This is a genomic window from Clostridium sp. AF34-10BH, from assembly GCF_003478095.1.
Classification (GTDB): Bacteria; Bacillota; Clostridia; order Lachnospirales; family Lachnospiraceae; genus Acetatifactor; species Acetatifactor acetigignens.
The window spans coordinates 24676-41791 of the sequence record NZ_QUEC01000032.1 but is presented as its reverse complement, the minus strand read 5'-3'; the positions used below and the strand labels follow the sequence as shown (position 1 = coordinate 41791).

General features: G+C 45.5%; 20 protein-coding genes. 11 read left to right on the top strand and 9 right to left on the bottom strand.

Features of this window, described 5'->3' with window-relative positions:
* The first annotated feature begins 559 nt into the window (after positions 1-559).
* From DWZ61_RS19850 to DWZ61_RS16850, 4 genes are all read left to right on the top strand, one after another.
* Positions 560-715, top strand: a complete 156-nt coding sequence (locus DWZ61_RS19850; RefSeq protein WP_173867108.1) for a hypothetical protein — start codon at positions 560-562, stop codon at positions 713-715.
* Positions 716-900: 185 nt separating this feature from the next.
* Positions 901-2247, top strand: a complete 1347-nt coding sequence (locus DWZ61_RS16860; RefSeq protein WP_118539800.1) for an AAA family ATPase — start codon at positions 901-903, stop codon at positions 2245-2247.
* Between the two features lie 52 nt (positions 2248-2299).
* On the top strand, positions 2300-2770 hold the full coding sequence (locus tag DWZ61_RS16855) for a GNAT family N-acetyltransferase (RefSeq protein ID WP_022153335.1): 471 nt from the start codon (positions 2300-2302) through the stop codon (positions 2768-2770).
* Between the two features lie 20 nt (positions 2771-2790).
* Positions 2791-3567: an HAD family hydrolase gene (locus DWZ61_RS16850; protein ID WP_118539798.1), complete on the top strand. Its 777-nt coding sequence runs from the start codon at positions 2791-2793 to the stop codon at positions 3565-3567.
* On the opposite strand, the gene DWZ61_RS16845 is transcribed toward DWZ61_RS16850, so the two are convergent.
* The 3 genes from DWZ61_RS16845 to DWZ61_RS16835 are packed head-to-tail and all read right to left on the bottom strand — an operon-like array spanning position 3557 to position 5678.
* Positions 3557-4303, bottom strand: a complete 747-nt coding sequence (locus tag DWZ61_RS16845; RefSeq protein WP_243026447.1) for a copper homeostasis protein CutC — start codon at positions 4301-4303, stop codon at positions 3557-3559. The genes DWZ61_RS16850 and DWZ61_RS16845 overlap by 11 nt on opposite strands.
* Positions 4304-4330: 27 nt before the next feature.
* Entirely contained in the window at positions 4331-5410 is a 1080-nt protein-coding gene (locus tag DWZ61_RS16840; RefSeq protein WP_118539796.1) for an undecaprenyldiphospho-muramoylpentapeptide beta-N-acetylglucosaminyltransferase, read from the bottom strand.
* A gap of 25 nt (positions 5411-5435) precedes the next feature.
* Positions 5436-5678: a TIGR03905 family TSCPD domain-containing protein gene (locus tag DWZ61_RS16835; protein WP_022311989.1), complete on the bottom strand. Its 243-nt coding sequence runs from the start codon at positions 5676-5678 to the stop codon at positions 5436-5438.
* A gap of 216 nt (positions 5679-5894) precedes the next feature.
* Between DWZ61_RS16835 and DWZ61_RS16830 the strand changes: the two genes are divergently transcribed.
* The 4 genes from DWZ61_RS16830 (at position 5895) to DWZ61_RS16815 (ending at position 10057) form a co-directional block, all read left to right on the top strand.
* Positions 5895-6716: a hypothetical protein gene (locus DWZ61_RS16830; RefSeq protein ID WP_118539794.1), complete on the top strand. Its 822-nt coding sequence runs from the start codon at positions 5895-5897 to the stop codon at positions 6714-6716.
* A 158-nt stretch (positions 6717-6874) separates the two neighbouring features.
* The gene (locus tag DWZ61_RS16825; protein WP_022153088.1) at positions 6875-8224 is read left to right on the top strand and encodes a glucose-6-phosphate isomerase; all 1350 of its coding nucleotides are present in this window, start codon (positions 6875-6877) and stop codon (positions 8222-8224) included.
* Between the two features lie 194 nt (positions 8225-8418).
* A complete protein-coding gene (locus DWZ61_RS16820; protein WP_118539792.1) occupies positions 8419-9381 on the top strand; it encodes a D-2-hydroxyacid dehydrogenase in 963 nt (320 codons plus the stop codon).
* A gap of 223 nt (positions 9382-9604) precedes the next feature.
* Positions 9605-10057 (top strand): GtrA family protein, encoded by a 453-nt coding sequence (locus tag DWZ61_RS16815; RefSeq protein WP_118502939.1) that lies wholly within the window; start codon positions 9605-9607, stop codon positions 10055-10057.
* A gap of 104 nt (positions 10058-10161) precedes the next feature.
* Here the strand turns inward: DWZ61_RS16815 and DWZ61_RS16810 are convergent, their stop codons facing one another.
* From DWZ61_RS16810 to DWZ61_RS16800, 3 genes are all read right to left on the bottom strand, one after another.
* Positions 10162-11196: a M42 family metallopeptidase gene (locus DWZ61_RS16810; RefSeq protein ID WP_118503080.1), complete on the bottom strand. Its 1035-nt coding sequence runs from the start codon at positions 11194-11196 to the stop codon at positions 10162-10164.
* Positions 11197-11275: 79 nt separating this feature from the next.
* A complete protein-coding gene (locus tag DWZ61_RS16805) occupies positions 11276-11974 on the bottom strand; it encodes a 5'-methylthioadenosine/adenosylhomocysteine nucleosidase (protein ID WP_117466494.1) in 699 nt (232 codons plus the stop codon).
* 33 nt (positions 11975-12007) lie between these two features.
* Entirely contained in the window at positions 12008-12487 is a 480-nt protein-coding gene (locus DWZ61_RS16800) for an S-ribosylhomocysteine lyase (RefSeq protein ID WP_022311995.1), read from the bottom strand.
* A gap of 104 nt (positions 12488-12591) precedes the next feature.
* Between DWZ61_RS16800 and DWZ61_RS16795 the strand changes: the two genes are divergently transcribed.
* The 3 genes from DWZ61_RS16795 (at position 12592) to DWZ61_RS16785 (ending at position 14526) form a co-directional block, all read left to right on the top strand.
* Positions 12592-13056 (top strand): cupin domain-containing protein, encoded by a 465-nt coding sequence (locus DWZ61_RS16795; RefSeq protein WP_117466495.1) that lies wholly within the window; start codon positions 12592-12594, stop codon positions 13054-13056.
* Positions 13057-13174: 118 nt separating this feature from the next.
* Positions 13175-13756 (top strand): DUF4352 domain-containing protein, encoded by a 582-nt coding sequence (locus DWZ61_RS16790; protein ID WP_172594826.1) that lies wholly within the window; start codon positions 13175-13177, stop codon positions 13754-13756.
* Positions 13757-14061: 305 nt separating this feature from the next.
* A complete protein-coding gene (locus DWZ61_RS16785; protein WP_022311998.1) occupies positions 14062-14526 on the top strand; it encodes an Hsp20/alpha crystallin family protein in 465 nt (154 codons plus the stop codon).
* A 75-nt stretch (positions 14527-14601) separates the two neighbouring features.
* Here the strand turns inward: DWZ61_RS16785 and DWZ61_RS16780 are convergent, their stop codons facing one another.
* From DWZ61_RS16780 to DWZ61_RS16770, 3 genes are read right to left on the bottom strand one after another with little or no spacing between them, the layout of a single operon-like run.
* Entirely contained in the window at positions 14602-15264 is a 663-nt protein-coding gene (locus DWZ61_RS16780) for a PilZ domain-containing protein (RefSeq protein WP_118539790.1), read from the bottom strand.
* A 33-nt stretch (positions 15265-15297) separates the two neighbouring features.
* Positions 15298-16665 carry a putative ABC transporter permease gene (locus DWZ61_RS16775; RefSeq protein WP_118539788.1) on the bottom strand — a complete coding sequence of 456 codons (1368 nt, stop codon included), beginning with the start codon at positions 16663-16665 and terminating at the stop codon, positions 15298-15300.
* A 51-nt stretch (positions 16666-16716) separates the two neighbouring features.
* Positions 16717-17100, bottom strand: coding sequence for a hypothetical protein (locus DWZ61_RS16770; RefSeq protein ID WP_182427153.1), 384 nt, complete (start codon positions 17098-17100; stop codon positions 16717-16719).
* Positions 17101-17116: the final 16 nt, after the last annotated feature.

Below are 17116 nucleotides of genomic sequence, written 5' to 3'. Positions count from 1 at the left end.
CTCAAGGCTGCTTTTTCGTTTACACCAACTCCGATTGTTTCCTTAACAGTTTGGAGAATTGAGAAAATCGGAATTTACGGAGGAAAATAGTAATGGCACTGTTCCTACTGATTACATATATAGTGATTTTAATATTTCAAATAATATTATTTGTGATATCCATTCGCAAGAAAACAAAAAAGCTTTGGCGGATATTGTTTTCGGCAGAACTAGTTCCGCTGCTTATATCCATAGGACTGATGATTTACTATAATGATTTACTTGGATATGGATTTATGCCAGGACTAACTTATCTTGGAGAAATATTGTTTAGTTTAGGAGCGGTTGTTTTGTACTGTATAAGTTTCCTGATTTCTATATGCAGTTATATTGCAATTTCAAATAAACAAACTTAATTTGAAGATTCCACATGTGTGTTTATTTGAGTTCTTTGAATGAGCTTAAATATAATGTTAAAATTTTAACGAAGTTGGCGTGTAGTTGAATAGAAAGAGAAATCGGTATTTTTAGAACAAAATATTTTATAAGATTAATGAGATTTTAAAAAGGAGGATTGGACATGAAAATTTTGAAAAGTATTCTTAATTATATTCCATTAGCCACGTTTATCATATTTGTGGTTACTGATGGTATTTTTTCTCTAACATCAGCATTAATTTTTGTTATTTCAACGATTGGTCTATTAATTAATTGGAAAAGAAAAAAACAGAGATGAAGAATTGAGAAAATTCCAGTTTATAGGGATGATACAACAATTATTTTTGCATGGAAAAAAGAATTCGACGAGAAAGAAAAAAATACCTTTGGAATGGTAAATTGAATAAAACGGGGCAAAATATTACAAATCATATTGAAAAAACGGGGCAAAATAGATACTGTTAAAAAGGGAGGAGGGAATTTATGTATAGAAAAGACTCTATTATCATAGAAGAATGGTTGAAAAGATCGGATAAAGCATTATTGGTAACAGGCGCCAGACAGATTGGAAAGACCTGGCTGATAAGAGAGGAAATTGCCAAAAGCGGATATCGTAAGTTTGAAGTTAATTTTATAGATCAGCCGGATTTGGTGGATTATCTCAATGTAAAAATGAGTGCGAATGAGTTCCTGGTGAAATTAAAAATGATTATGCCGGAGGATTGTAAGCCGCAGGAAACGGTCGTCTTTTTTGATGAGATACAGAAATGTCCGGAAATAGTGACAAAAATAAAATTCCTTGTAGAAGAAGGCAGCTTCAAATATGTAATGAGCGGATCCTTATTAGGAGTAGAGCTTAAGGGAATAACGTCGGTTCCGGTTGGATATTTAACTGTTTTGAGAATGTATCCGATGGATTTTGAAGAATTCATGATAGCAAATAATGTGTCAAAAACAACTTTGGAAATGTTGAAAGCGAAATTTGAAACATGTCAGCCCGTGGATGAATTCATACATCAGAAGCTATTGTCGCTGTTTTTTATCTATCTAATTGTCGGAGGCATGCCGGATGCGGTAAAAATATATATTGCTACAAAAGATATCCGGGAAGTGGATAAGGTACAACGGGATATCGTTGCGCTATATAAAGAGGATTTCTCTCAACATGAGAGTGAAGATAAAAAACTGAAATTGATATCTATTTATGATATCATTCCGGCAGAATTGAACAAACAGAATAAAAAATTTGTATTTACAATGCTGAATAAAGAGTTAAAGTTTGACAGATATGAAAACAGCTTTTTATGGCTGAAAGATGCCGGAGTTGCGTTACCGGTGTATAACGTGGAAGCTCCTGTTATTCCTCTCAAAGCGAGCAAGAGCAGTAATGTGTTCCGACTTTTTTCCAATGACATCGGTTTGCTTACCAGTGCATATCCGGCGGAAACCAAACTGGAACTGATCAATAAAAACAGCGAAGTAAATAACGGTGCTCACTTTGAAAATGCTGTGGCACAGCAATTAATGGCCAATGGTTTGGAACCTTATTTCTGTAAAAAGAAAAATATAGGGGAACTGGATGTTTTGGTCGAAATGGATGGGAAAGTGGTTCCCATTGAGGTGAAATCCGGGAAAGCTTACAAGGCACACAAATCCTTGGATAACTTTATGAAAATTTCTGATTATCATATTGAGAAAGCATATGTTTTATCGGTAGCAAATATGGAACAGGAGGGAGCCGTGGTATATCTTCCTATCTATATGTGCTATCTTTTAAAAGAACGGAAAATTGGAAAGTTAATCGTGAATCTAGATATGGAAGGGTTATAACACCGGGAGAAGTAATAAAACGGGATTTGTCGAATAAAGGAGCAAAATAGAAATGAAGATTCGCAAGGCAGAAAAAAAGGACATTCCAAGAATTCTTGCACTGTTGGGGCAGGTATTACAGATACATGCAGAGATCCGTCCGGATATTTTTATACCGGGTACTACGAAATACACCCCCTGCGAGCTGACAGAGCTATTACAACAGGAGGATCACCCTATCTATGTTGCCGTAGACGAGGACGATCTGTGCATGGGCTATGCATTCTGCCAACTCAGGGAGCAGCCCTTTTCCACTAATATGGTCCCCTTCAAATCATTGTTTATCGATGACCTTTGCGTTGACAAGCAGACACGGGGGCAGCATATCGGGGAAAGCCTGTTTGAATATGTGAAACAGCAGGCAAAAGAACTGGGCTGCTATGAAGTAACCCTGAACGTCTGGGCAGGCAACACTTCGGCAGAGCACTTTTATGAAAAGATGGGAATGAAGACAAAAGAACGGCAGATGGAATATATCCTGTGAGCCGGACGGAGGTGGCAAGCATGATTAAAATTGCATTTTTTGATGTCGATGGGACACTTTTGAAGATGGGTCATAAAGAATTAAGTGAGCGGACGCTGCATGCATTAATTTCTCTTCATCGGAATGGGGTGAAGCTGTGTATGGCGACCGGAAGAGGATATCTGTCGGCGCCGCGTTTTCCGGGGATTGATTTCGATGCTCTTCTGACCTTTAACGGTTCTTATGTAACAGTAGGAGACGAGATTATTTTTAAGTGCCCGCTTGATCGGATGGACAAGCTTCAGATCCTTCAGAATCTGAAAGACATGCATAGGGCGGTAGCGATAAGTAACGAACATTTTATCATCACCAACGGTACAGATCCGGATCTGGAGCAGTATTTCAGATTCGGTAATGAGATGCTGAAAATCGATAAACAATTCGATGAACGGGTTCGTGAGGATATCTATCAGATGATGTGTGCCTGCCGGGAAGAAGAGTATGAGCGGATTCTCTATGGTACGCACCATACACAGATTACAGCGTGGTGGGACAGAGCGGCTGATATCATTCCTCTGGAATGTGGGAAGGGAAACGCTGTGCGCGCGGTACTTCAGCATTTTGGCTTTACAAAGGAGGAAGCCATCGCTTTTGGAGATGGCTTCAATGATATCGAGATGCTGGAAGCAGTCGGCACCGGTGTGGCCATGGGGAATGCGAAGGATGAGATCAAAGCCCACGCCACCTGCACGTGCAGATCGGTGGAAGAAGACGGAGTCTACGATTTTTGCTTAGAACATGGGCTGATTACAATATAGGCATTGCTGCCCGCATCTCTGCCACTTTCCCGGCATCTACTGCTTCATATGCATTCTTTCGGTTTCTATCATAAGAGAAGTCCACGTCCTGCAGGGAGGCGGTCGCATCCGGCTGCCAGCTTCTGCAGGATGTATGAACCTGCTCTATGCTCGTATATTCCATCAGAGCGTTTACGTTTTGTGCATTCACGCCGCTTCCGGCTAAAAATGTGATATCCTTACCATACTGGCTTTGCAGCTTTTGCAATTGCGTTCTGCCCGACCATACATCGGGTGCACCACCACTGGTGAGGATCCGGTCCGCACCAAGTAAGATCAATGCTTCCACTGCACGTTCCTGTTGTGCAATACAATCAAACGCCCGGTGAAATACAGCTTCTTTTCCGGCGCTATGGATGAGGTCGATCATTTCCTGTGTCCGGTTCCTATGGATGGCATGATCCTCTGTCAGGAAGCCGAAAGCAATACCGTCAGCTCCGTGCTCTAAAAGGATGCGGGCATCTAAGAGCATGGTCTCGTATTCATCCTGTGAATAGCAGAATCCGCCTCCTCTTGGGCGGACCATTGTTACAATAGGGATGCTGCACTGTTCTTTTGCACAGATCAGATTGGCCGTAGAAGGTGTGAGACCACCCAGATACAGTGCACTGTTAAGCTCTACCCGGTCAGCACCATTTTGCCAGGCGGTTTTCACATCTTCGAAGCTGCCGCAGCAGATTTCCAATAATCCTTTCAAAATAATCCCCTCAATCAATACATGACATTATTGCGTATGACTCTTGTTTGCGGCTTCATTGATCAGCACCATGATTGTGTTGATGGCGTCCATCTGGTGGCTGCGGCTCATGGCTTCCACATAATTCTGGCGGTTGAAGTACAGCTCGTGTACTTTATCCACCAGCAGATTCGTCGTAATATCATCCTCATTCAGCACAATGGAATAACCCTGCGCTTCGAAGGAAGCGGCATTCAACAGCTGGTCTCCGCGGCTGCTGGCGGCAGGCAGGGGGATCAGAATGTTGGGCTTTTTCAGCGCCAGAAGTTCACAGATGGCATTGGCTCCGGCACGGGAAATCACCACGTCTGCCATGGCGAAAATATCCTTTAGTTCCGCCTTGATATATTCAAACTGTTTATATCCGGGTGTATTTAACAACAGGTTGTCTATTTTGTCCTTACCGCAGAGATGTACTACCTGGAAATCCTCCAGAAGCTTCGGCAACGCATCGCGGACAGCCTTGTTCACGTTAGCTGCACCCAGACTTCCGCCAATGACCATGATGACAGGTTTATTGGCAGTAAAGCCGCACATGTTCAGTCCGGCCAGCCGGCTGCCCTGTGCCAGCTCCGCACGAATGGGAGAACCGGTGAGGACAGCCTTGTCGGCAGGAATATTTTTCATAGTCTCCGGGAAATTGCAGCATACCTTTTCTGCCACGGGAATGCACAGCTTATTGGCCAGTCCCGGTGTCATATCCGATTCGTGGATGATACAGGGAATATGTAAGGAAGCTGCAGCGCGGACGACCGGGACGCTTACGAAGCCCCCCTTGGAGAAGACTACATCCGGCTGGTAATTTTTCAGGTAATTTCTCGCTTCCACAAATCCCTTCATGACACGGAACGGATCGGAGAAGTTCTTCGGATCCAGGTATCTGCGGAATTTGCCCGTAGAAATGCCTGTGTAAGGAATGTTGAAATCTGCAATCAGCTTTTTCTCAATGCCTTCATAAGATCCCACATAGGCAATTTCATAGCCGGCCGCCTGCAGCGCCGGTAATAAAGCAATATTGGGGGTTACATGTCCGGCAGTTCCGCCGCCGGTCAATACGATTTTTTTCATAATAAAATCCTTCTTGTCGGTGAGATTACTGTGCGATCATTTCTTCCAGGGCATGAGCCAGCTGGTCAGGACAGGAGGTAGGCTTGAAACCGCAGCGGATCCCCTTGAGACGGCTGATTGCTTCTTCCGGCTTCATTCCTTTTACCAGAGCACTGATTCCCTGCAGATTACCGTTGCATCCACCGGTGAATTTTACGGAATCAATAACACCATCCTTTAATTCTACATCGATCGAAGTGGAACAGGTACCTTTTGTCTTGTATATCATATGTAAAACCATCCTTTTCAAACTGAATTTCTAAGGAGTGATTATAGCAGATTTTCGGCATTTATACAACAATATGTACAAGGTTTTCTTTTCACGAAAAATGTAAAAGAAATACTTTTTCTGTTCGGCAACGTAGAAGAATGACGATGAAAAAACGTACAAAACAAGCCTCTAATACGTTATACTCTAAGGAAGCGATAGAAAGGAGCGCAGGTTATGTTTACGATTTTCAAAGAAGAAAAAGTGATCACAACCGGAATTCTGGTATTTCTGGGACTTAGTATTCTGGTGCGTCTGCTTCTGGCAGGATTTTACCATACGATGATAAAAGAGACAGATAATATGGCAACGACGAATAACCGCCTGTTGAAACAGTGTAAAGTAAAATTTGCAAATTGTTACCAGTTAAATGGTGGAGTATCAAACATTCCGGTGTTTGTGGACAAGTTCCTCAACCGGCTGGCGTTTGGACACCTATCCTTTGATGCCTGGTATCATTTGTCCGGCCAGTGCATGCTGTTTTCCATTGTGTTTGCCGGTGTCGGGATCTGCAAGGGGATCATGGGCGGAAGGATGCTGGGGGAAATCCTGCCTTTTTATATAGTAAGCTTCTTAGGAATGTATCTTTATTTTTCCTTGTCAGCCATGGTGGATATCAAGGGAAAACGCAGAATATTAAAGACGAACCTCATTGATTATCTGGAAAATCATCTGTCGGGCCGGATCTCTGTCACGGAACAGGATTATGAAAGACTTTACGGACCGGGAAGCCTGGGGGAGGAGATCAGTGCGGCCGGAAGAACGAGAGGACGACAGCAGAGAGCTTCCGGCAGGCGGACGGTGGAACTGATGCCGATCAGCAGCAGAATGGCGCAGCCGGAAGAAACGGGAGATCGTCTGGACAGAGAAGTATTTTCCGTAGAAAATGCCGCACATGAAAAGCCGGGAGAAAAAGTGCTGCCGCAGAGACCGGAGGATCCCGCCAGAGTCACGGAGGAAGAATTACAGGCATTGCTTCAGGAATTACTTACAGTATAGCGGAAAATGTCAGACGTCCGAAAGAATTCAGAAAACATTCCCCGGATCTATAGATATGTCTTGAAAATGAGATGTAACTTTGTTAAAATAAAAACGGATTTTTTAAGTAAGTAACGCAAGAATGCGTGATATATCTGCAAGATATAAGGAGGAGCATTATGAGCAGACAAGTTACATTTGATTATTCCAAGGCCGGCTCTTTTATTTCTGAAGAAGAGATCGGTTACATGAAGAAGCTTACCCTGGATGCGAAGGAGACCCTGGTATCCAAGACCGGCGCAGGCAATGATTTCCTGGGATGGATCGATCTTCCCGTAGATTACGATAAGGAAGAGTTCGCCCGCATCAAGGCAGCAGCGAAGAAGATCCAGAGTGATTCCGATGTTCTGCTGGTTATCGGTATCGGTGGTTCTTATCTGGGAGCCAGAGCGGCTATCGAGTTCTTAAGCCACAGCTTCTACAATGTACTGGATAAGAGTGTACGTAAGACTCCGGAGATCTACTTCTGTGGTAACTCCATCAGCTCCACCTATCTGAAGCACCTGATGGATGTAGTAGGCGACAGAGATTTCTCCATCAACATGATCTCCAAGTCCGGTACCACCACAGAGCCCGCTATTGCTTTCCGTGTATTCAAGGAGAAGCTGGAAGCTAAATACGGCAAGAAGGGCGCGGCAGAGAGAATTTATGCTACCACCGATAAGGCGAAGGGAAGCTTAAAGCATCTGTCCGATGAGGAAGGTTACGAGACCTTCGTAGTACCCGATGATGTAGGAGGACGTTTCTCCGTACTGACCGCTGTAGGTCTGTTACCGATCGCTGTCAGTGGTGCTGATATCGACAAGCTGATGGAAGGTGCAGCCAGCGGAAGAAAGCGTGCCCTGGAGAATGATTTCGAAGAGAACGATGCTTTACAGTATGCGGCTCTGCGTAACATCTTACTGCGCAAGGGCAAGAGTGTCGAGATCCTGGCGAACTATGAGCCCGCTGTTCACTATGTAAGTGAGTGGTGGAAGCAGCTGTTCGGTGAGAGCGAAGGTAAGGACAACAAGGGTCTGTTTCCCGCAAGCGTGGACCTGACCACCGATCTGCATTCCATGGGTCAGTTCATTCAGGACGGTTCCCGTGTAATGTTCGAGACCGTGATCAATATCGACACTCCGAGAGAGGAGCTTACGATCGGCGAGGAGCCTGTAGATCTGGATGGTCTGAACTATCTGGCAGGCAAGACCGTTGATTTCGTCAATAAGAGCGCTATGAACGGAACCATTCTGGCACATACCGACGGTCAGGTTCCCAACTTCATGGTAACCGTTCCCGAGGTAAATGAGTTCTATCTTGGCGAGCTGTTCTACTTCTTCGAGTTCGCATGTGGTGTCAGCGGATACCTGCTGGGTGTAAATCCTTTCAACCAGCCCGGTGTAGAGAGCTACAAGAAGAATATGTTCGCTCTGCTTGGCAAGCCCGGTTATGAGGCACAGAGAGAAGAACTGCTGAAGAGATTGTAAGCCACAGAGGCGGGATCACTCCGGCAGTAATATGTTTCAAAAGAAGAAAAGGACAGCGTAATGAATTGATTTCATTACGCTGTTGCTGTATGATGGAATAAGTAAGTAGGGCGATAGCCCGGAGAAATCGTTTATTCTACTATGTTATTATGCTATTACGAAAAGAAAACAAAAGACAGGAGAAATTGCAAGAGATGAAGATTGTTTTACTGGAGAGAAACAGCGCCGGCACGGATGTGCCGGTGGACTGCTTTAATGAATTGGGAGAAGTGACCAGTTACCCGAATACCGTTACTGCACAGGAAGTGGCAGAGCGTGTGGGCGATGCGGATGTCATTGTCTGCAACAAGGCTCCCATGAAAGAGGAATCCCTGAAGGATTGCCCCAATGTGAAGCTGATCTGTGAGCTTGCTACCGGATACGACAACTGTGATCTGGCATATTGCAGGTCCAGAGGAATCAAGGTGGCAAATGTGGTCGATTATTCCACCGCCATGGTAGCCCAGCATACGTTTACTCTGGCGCTGGCATTGAGCCAGAAGCTGCCCTACTATGATGAATATGTAAAATCCGGCGCTTACAGTGCACAGGATCGTTTTTCTAATTTTGACAGACCTTTTTATGAATTAGAAGGTAAGACATGGGGCATTGTAGGAATGGGGAATATCGGCAGGAGAGCCGCAGCGATCGCTACCGCTTTCGGCTGTAAGGTAATCTTTTATTCCATCACGGGCAAGAGCACCTGTACGGATTATCCGCAGGTGGACAAGGATACCCTGTTAAAAGAGAGCGATTTCCTGTCCCTGCATTGTCCGTTAAGTGACTTATCCCGTAATTTCATTGATAAGGAAGCCCTTCGTAAGATGAAAAAGACAGCAATCCTCATCAATGTGGCAAGAGGCCCCGTGGTAAATAACGCTGATCTCTATGAAGCACTGGTGGCCGGAGAGATTCAGGCAGCAGGTCTGGATGTCCTGGAAAAGGAGCCTTTGGAGTTATCTAATCCTTTAAGCCAGTTAAAAGACAGTAACAAGCTGATCATCACACCGCACCTGGCATGGGCCAGCGTGGAGGCACGTACCCGTTGCGTACAGGGCGTCTACGAGAACATTAAGGCATTTATGCGTGGTGAGAACCGTAACGTGGTAAATTTATAAGCCATACGGTGGTATAGAATTTCATAAACAGTGATTAAGATATACACAAATGTCTTTGGAATGCTTGCATTTAAGGGGATATTTGTGTATATTTGTTATTTGTAGTTAACTATTTATAGGGCGAAGTAACCACATGAGCAAAAAGAAAGCCACGCAGAGGCGATTTTGCGAATGGGGTTCTGAATAGTTTTGTTAACCTTAGCACAGAGAAATGAGGAACAATATGGTAGAAAAAATAAAGGCACTTTGGATCAAGTATGAAGAGATCATTGCATACCTGATCGTAGGCGGACTGACCACGGTCGTATCCTGGGCAGCAAAATTCCTGGCAAACTTCCTGTTATTTGACAACACAATGTATCCAACACCCTTTCAGAATGTTGTATTAAGTGTTATCAACTGGACGGCGGGTGTCATTTTCGCATATTTTACCAACCGTAAGTTTGTATTCAAGAGCAATGCTCCGATGCTGTCCGAAGCACCGAAATTCGTACTTTCCAGAGTATCCACGCTGATCCTGGATATGGTAGTGATGCAGGTACTGACCGCAATCGGTGTAAATCTGCTGGTGGCAACCCTGATCTCCGCAGTTCTGGTCATCATCGGCAACTATGTATTCAGCAAGCTGTTCGTATTCAACAAGAAAAAAGACGGCGGAGCAGAAGAGGCAAAATAAATATATTAACTTGCAAGAGTATTATAAAAGCAGTCCGGAACTGGCAGAAGATAGAAAATCTGCTGGTCTCCGGACTGCTTTTTATGTGCAATTTATATTTGGAGTTATGCCAGATAAGCCTTCAACAATTCCAGCGTTGCGGCAACTGCATCCTTGTGGGAACGCTCGTAGCCGTGGGAAGCGTAGACACCTGGGCCGATGAGTCCGTGTCTGGCATCAATACCGGCGCTTAATGCGGCATCAGCATCGGAGCCGTAGTAGGGGTAAACATCTGCGGCGTAGTCGATATGATTGTCTTTTGCAGCCTGGATCAGCCCTTTGACCACATCATAATGATAAGGTCCGTGGCCGTCCTTGACGCAGATGGATACCTGACGATCCGTGCATTCCAGACCCTCTCCGACGCAACCCATATCTACGGACAGCAGTTCCTCCACATCTTCCGGAGCGGAAGCGCAGGCACCGTGACCCACTTCCTCGAAGACCGTGATATGTTGGTAGACCTTACGGGACAGCTTCAGATCCTCGTCTTTTACATATTTTGCGAAGCCAAGCAGAATAGCGGTGCTGAGCTTGTCATCCAGAAAACGGCTCTTGATGTAACCGGACTCCGTGATGCGGGTCCGGGGATCCATGCAGACGAAGGAACCGTTCTCAATACCCAGTGCCTTGACATCTTCCCTGGAAGATACCTTTTCATCCAGCAGGACTTCCACGGAATCGAAGGTACGCTCGGACCTCTGGTAATCGCCGTTGACATGGATGGAAGCATCCGTCAGCTGTACGGTGCCTTCGTATACTTTGCCGTCCAGCGTATAGATACGGCAGTTCTCGGTCTCGATATTGTTGGCGTTTAAGCCGCCGACCTTAGTCAGACGGAGACGGCCGTTGCTCTTGATCTCTGCCACCATGCCGCCCAGCGTGTCTACATGGGCCATGGTCAGAACTGCGTTGTCTTTACCGCCGATCTCTACGAGAACGCCGCCCTTTTTGGTCTTGACCGGTTTGTAGCCGAGGCGCTTGTACTCTTCACAGAGGTAATCCGTTACTTTTTCCGTGAAGCCGGAAGGGCTGTCGATAGCCAGCAGGGCTTCGGCCTGTTTTAAGATATATTCAATGTATTTCTTTTCTTTTTTCATGTTAATATGCATGCCTTTCTATTGCCTGCAAAGTCTGTGCAGCAGGCATTGTTTTCGATCCACAGGACAGCCGCCCGGATCAGATCCGGGGCATCATAGCCTCTACCAGCTTGGCGGAGTGGAGCGCTGCGGCCTTTTCAAAGGTAGGATAATCCATCTCGGCACTGTCATCCGCCTTGTCGGAAATGGCACGGATGATGACAAAGGGAATACCGTTCAGGTAAGCACCGTGGGCAATGGAAGCCCCCTCCATCTCGGCACAGTCCCCCTGAAATTCTTTGATCAGTCGGTCCTTGACTTCTTTGCTGGAAATGAACTGATCTCCGCTGACTACACGCCCGGTATGAACGTGAATGTCCGGATTGACCTCCTGACAGGTGCTGGCAGCAACCTCGATAAGATGCTCATCTGCAAGGAATTCCCGACATCCCAGCTGGGGAACTTCCCCAGGCTTGTAACCGAAAATGGTGGCATCTACATCATGGTGCAGGGCATCCTTGGAGATCAGAATATCTCCGATGTCCAGAGCGGCATTCAGGGATCCTGCCACACCGGTGTTGATGATGGCAGTGACCTGAAAAAGGTCTGCCAGAATCTGTACGCAGAGAGCGGCATTGACTTTGCCGACACCACTGCGGACGATGACTACGGGAGTACCGTTCAGGGTACCCTCGTGAAATTCCATATTTGCTTTGGTCGTGATATTAGTGGTGGTCATGTGAGCCTTGAGAGTTTCCACTTCCAGCTCCATGGCACCGATGATTCCGATTTTTTTCATGTGTGTTTCCTGTTCTTTCTTAAATAATTGTAATCACTCCGGATATACCAGACGGCTGTCGTCAATGCCGTACAGCACATTATCCAGATAGCGTTTTGCCAGATAGTTGGCCATACCCAGATTCATATCCAGATAGTTGCCGCAGTCTTTGGGAGAAGCACCGGGTACCTCACCCTTGTAATCGCGGATGAATTCAAACATTTCCACCATCAGAGGAACAATATCCTTAGAAGAGAGATCTCCGGCCAGCAGCAGATAGAAGCCGGTACGGCATCCCATGGGGCCGAAGTAGACGGTCTTGTCCTTGTATTCCGGATGATTGCGCAGGAAAGTTGCACCCAGATGCTCGATGGTGTGTACTTCTGCGGTATTCATCACAGGCTCTTCGTTGGGACTGGTCATACGCAGATCGAAAGTGGTGATGACCTCTGCACCGATGTGATCCTTGCGGGATACATAGACACCGGGCTGAAGCTTGATATGGTCAATGGTGAAGCTTGCTATTTTTTCCATGATATTCTCCATTCCGCACAATCTTTCAGGTTAATAATTGCGCTTTTTCTCTGCATAGTATACACTAATTCAGTAGAAAAGAAAATAGCCGGAGGGATAAGAGTATGAAGCATTCAGCGGAATATTATATAGAGCATCTGGAAATGGAGCCCCATGTGGAGGGCGGTTATTTCAAGGAATGCCTGCTGGAAAAAGAAGAGAGGAACCTGTGGAGCAGCATTTATTTTATGCTGGCAAAGGGGGAAGTGTCCCATTTTCATCGCCTGAAGTCGGATGAGGTATGGTATTATCATGACGGCAATGCGTTGACGATTTATATGATCGATGAGGCCGGAAAACTCACAGCGGCGAAACTTGGGCTGGACCTGGAAAAGGGAGAAGTCCCGCAGGTACTGGTTCCGAAGGGAATGATCTTCGGGTCTGCCATGGAGGAAGAGGGTTTCAGTCTGGTGGGCTGTATGGTTTCACCCTGTTTTAAATATGAAGAATTTGAACTGTTTGAACGGAAAAAACTATTGGAAAAATATCCGGAACACAGCGATGTGATCCTGCGTCTGACCCGTGAGTAAGCACTTACATTCGCAAAGTAGCGCAATAAAGCGTTGCATTCTGCCATTTTGTGTGTTATACTAGCTTCGCGTGCAGATGACTGCATGCACAATAAGGGTTATGAGAGGGAGAAAGAAAATGAAAAAATTTGTTGGAATTATTGTAGCAACTGTACTGGCATTTAGTCTGGTAGGATGTGGTCCTGTAGACAGCGCAATTCAGAATATTGCAAGTTCCGGATCCAATACCAGCAGCAAGAGTGGTGTGGTAACCGCAGATGATGACGGCTATGCAGAAGGACGTATGGGAGATGTAATGAGAACTTACTTCTTCGATTACACTGTAAACAGCGCATATACCTGCAATGACTATGAAGGATATACCCCTTCCGAGGGAAATAAGCTGTTAGTAGCAGAAGTAACCGTTAAGAACACCGATCGTTCTACCGTTACCATGTATGACACCGATTTCCAGATCCAGTGGGGCGATGATGATAACGATGACGCATACGCTGCACCTATCACCTACTATGGTAACACTGTAAGTGACGAACAGCTGCCGGAAGAGTATGATCTGGGTGTTAACGAAGAGAAAACCGGTCTGCTGGTATATGAAGTACCGGAAGATTCCAAGGATTATTCCATTTCTTATCTGGAGCAGTTCTCCAATGACACTGAGGGAGATGTATTCTTCGTATTCTTTACTGCAAAGGATAAGTAAGAGAAAACAAATAAGTAAGACTGGCGGTTTTGCCTGTAAAAAAGAACCGGAGTACTGTGGATCACAGTGTTCTGGTTCTTTTTTGCAGTTTATTTTTAATTTATAATTATATAATTTTTCCTTAATTGACATACTTATATATGCGTGTTATAGTACAAATAGAACAAGGGAGAGGAAGAAAGATCAAGAGATTGATCGAAGATCCTCTGACAGGTTCCGAAATTCTCCGGTGGTTGCCGGAGGACAAAAGGTAAGAGGTATCGAAAGACACCGACATATGTTTAATAGAAAAGGAGAGATGACTTATGTTATTACCTAGCATTTTTGGAGAGAACTTATTTGATGACTTTTTTGATGATGTACCTTTCTTTGACAACAGAGCAGAGAATCAGATAGAGAAGAAACTGTATGGCAGACATGCACATAATGTAATGAAGACCGATATCAAGGAGACCGATGACAACTATGAGTTGATCGTTGATCTGCCCGGCTTCAAGAAAGATGAGATCAAGGTTTCTCTGGAGGATGGTTATCTGACCATTGAGGCTGCCAAAGGTCTGGATGAGGATGAGCAGGAGAAGAAGACCGGTAAATACATCCGCAAGGAGCGTTATGCCGGAGCTTGCCAGCGTAGCTTCTATGTTGGTGACAACCTGACTCAGGAGGATATCAAGGGCGAGTTCAAACATGGTATCTTGACTCTGAATGTTCCTAAGAAGGAAGCAAAGCCTGCGGTAGAGACCAATAAATACATCGCTATTGAGGGATAATCCTTTGAATACAAAAACCGTTGCCCCGTAAGGGGCAGCGGTTTTTTGCGTTATACGAAATAGTTGCGTAGAATCTCAGGATGACTGTCTTTTCCGTAAGACAGCCCGTTCTTTTTTTATAATATATTGTTCCAGTCCCGGAACCGGATTGTTGAGACGGCAGCCGTAGAGAAACAGCCCGTTTTCCAGTTCCTGTATCCGTGCAACCAGTCCATAGAGATGGAAGTTGAAGTTTTCGGCGGTTTCATCCATATGATCATTCAAGACGGCATGGACGGTCTGATTGACCTCCAGTTTTAAATCTTCTTTGCTGACCACGGAAAAGCCGTTGTAGCTGATGTCCTTGATGATGGCATCGTGGGCGGCACGGTTTAGGCCGCATTGGACAGCAGTTTCGATGCCGACATAGCAGCGGTAGCTTTGCCGGCGGTTATAGGTTTTGCTTCCGGCGATGGAGGAGACAGTATAGCACAGTGTTCCATCGGAAAGCTTAACTACATTGGTAGTAACGTTTTTGAACAGCTGCGGTTTATCCTCCGGAAGTGTGACAATGAGATCTACGACGAGTCCTTTTCCACGGAAAGAGATAATTTTATCATCAGTAAACACACCCTGCGCCAGCAAAGTGTGCCTGTGAGGATATACCTCCAGAATTTTGGATTCAAATTGAAGCTGCTCGGTATTAAGATTGATCAAAAAGCTAAGGGATAACCCTGCTGTCAAGTCATCGATCTGCATAAGTCTGGTGGTCTCCCATCTTTACAAAATTATTTAATTCACCATTTTTGCATTGGGATAGATGCGTTCCATCCGTGCATCCGGGTAATGGGTGTCTAAAAATTGTTCCAGTCCGTTAAGCTCTGTAGTTTCCACGGAATAGGAAGCGCCGTTGCGCTCCGTATATCTGGCCAGCGCCAGTGCGGAGATCAGCATATTGACAATCATAAATACTATCAAAATATTGCAGACAATTGTGCCGGTTCTTTTCGGAATCTTTTCAATACAGCCGGAAAGATTCGGATAGATCAGTTTCAGCCATACCACAGCGGCAATTCCCCAAAAGAAGCAGTACAAGAGGTTGATACGACCGCCTAAGTTAAAGGCAAATCCGCTGTAGTCCCAGAAGATTGTGCCGAAGACCATTTCCGTGAAGACACTGCAGATATATTCGTAAGCACCGCCCAGCAGGGTACCTGCCAGAAAAATAGTACTGTCGCTCTTGTTGCGGTAACGGTAGAGCAGCAGGGTCAGGAAGGCACAGCCCAAACCCCAGACAATACTGAAAGGTCCGTAGATGACACTGCTGCGGCTCATCCAGACACCTGCGGTGATGCGGCAGAAGATCGTTTCCGTAATGTCACCTAACAATGCACCGATGAAGAAGAGGGAAAACAGTTTGTAAAAGCAGCAGCCCTCGGCAAAGACGGTGGATTTTTTATGTTCTTCTCTGGCTTTTACCAGAGCATCCAGGCTGATAGAAGGATATGATTTCTGCAGTCGCTTCTGTATATGTCTTGTCAGGGCATTTTCCAGAAAACGGGAAGTCTGGCCCAGCCCTTCTGTAATCTGATCCAGGCGGGCGGTCTGCTTTTCCAGAGAGGCCTCCACCCGGTGCTTTGCCTGTACCTGTAGGCTTAAAGTAGATAAAGCGGAACTGACGGTGTCCAACAGGAGCAGCCCGCCCAGCACCAACAGAAGTACAACGGAAAGCAAGTGCGGAATGCGGTCAAAAAGTCCGCATAATAATGGATCTGCAAACATTACCGTCACAACACTTAAAGCACCCCACAGCAGGGAAAAAGGCAGGCAGATGTAGCCACCTACGTTGTAGCGGAAACGGGAGTAATCCCACAGCTTTTTCTTATAAACCTTTTCGAAGAACATGCCAGTGGAATATTCCAGCAGGGAAGCCAGTACAAAGCCACCCAGGAACAGGAAAAACGGGTCTTCCGTTAGTTCCGGCAGGAAAATCTCGAACAATATGGCACCAAAACCGTAGATCGGGCATAGGGGACCCGCTACGAATCCGCGGTTGACGAATTTCCGATGCTGCACCGCAGCAGCACATACCTCAATACACCATCCAATAAAGGAATAGAAGAAAAACAACCAGAACAGGCATAACCAGGTTATTGTCATAGGGGCACCTCTTTCGTCGAAGATTGTCGAATATTGTCTTGTTCCATCATATCACAACGGCATGATAGAAACCATGACTAAATTACAATGTTGGAAAAATGTACAAAATGGTGATAAAAACCGTTGGAAAAGTGTACGAAGCCATCGACATATTCTTCGGTAGGCTCTTAAGGTCTCGGAAATCTCGGCGATATGATTTATCTCCTCCCATTCATTGTCTGTCAGACCGTTCTGCTGCAGACTTTCCCAGGCAATGTCACAATTCTTGTCCTCGTGTAATTCCCCCATATTGTTGTAATAGGTCTTATCTCCGGTGACGGCATAAGGCTGTACGGCAGCGGTCAGCGTTTTGAAACCCAGACGGTATTGGTTCATATACATGGTAGCTTCCAGCTGTTGAGAATTGATCCGGCTCAGATATAAATTGGATTCCACGAACAGGATCATCATG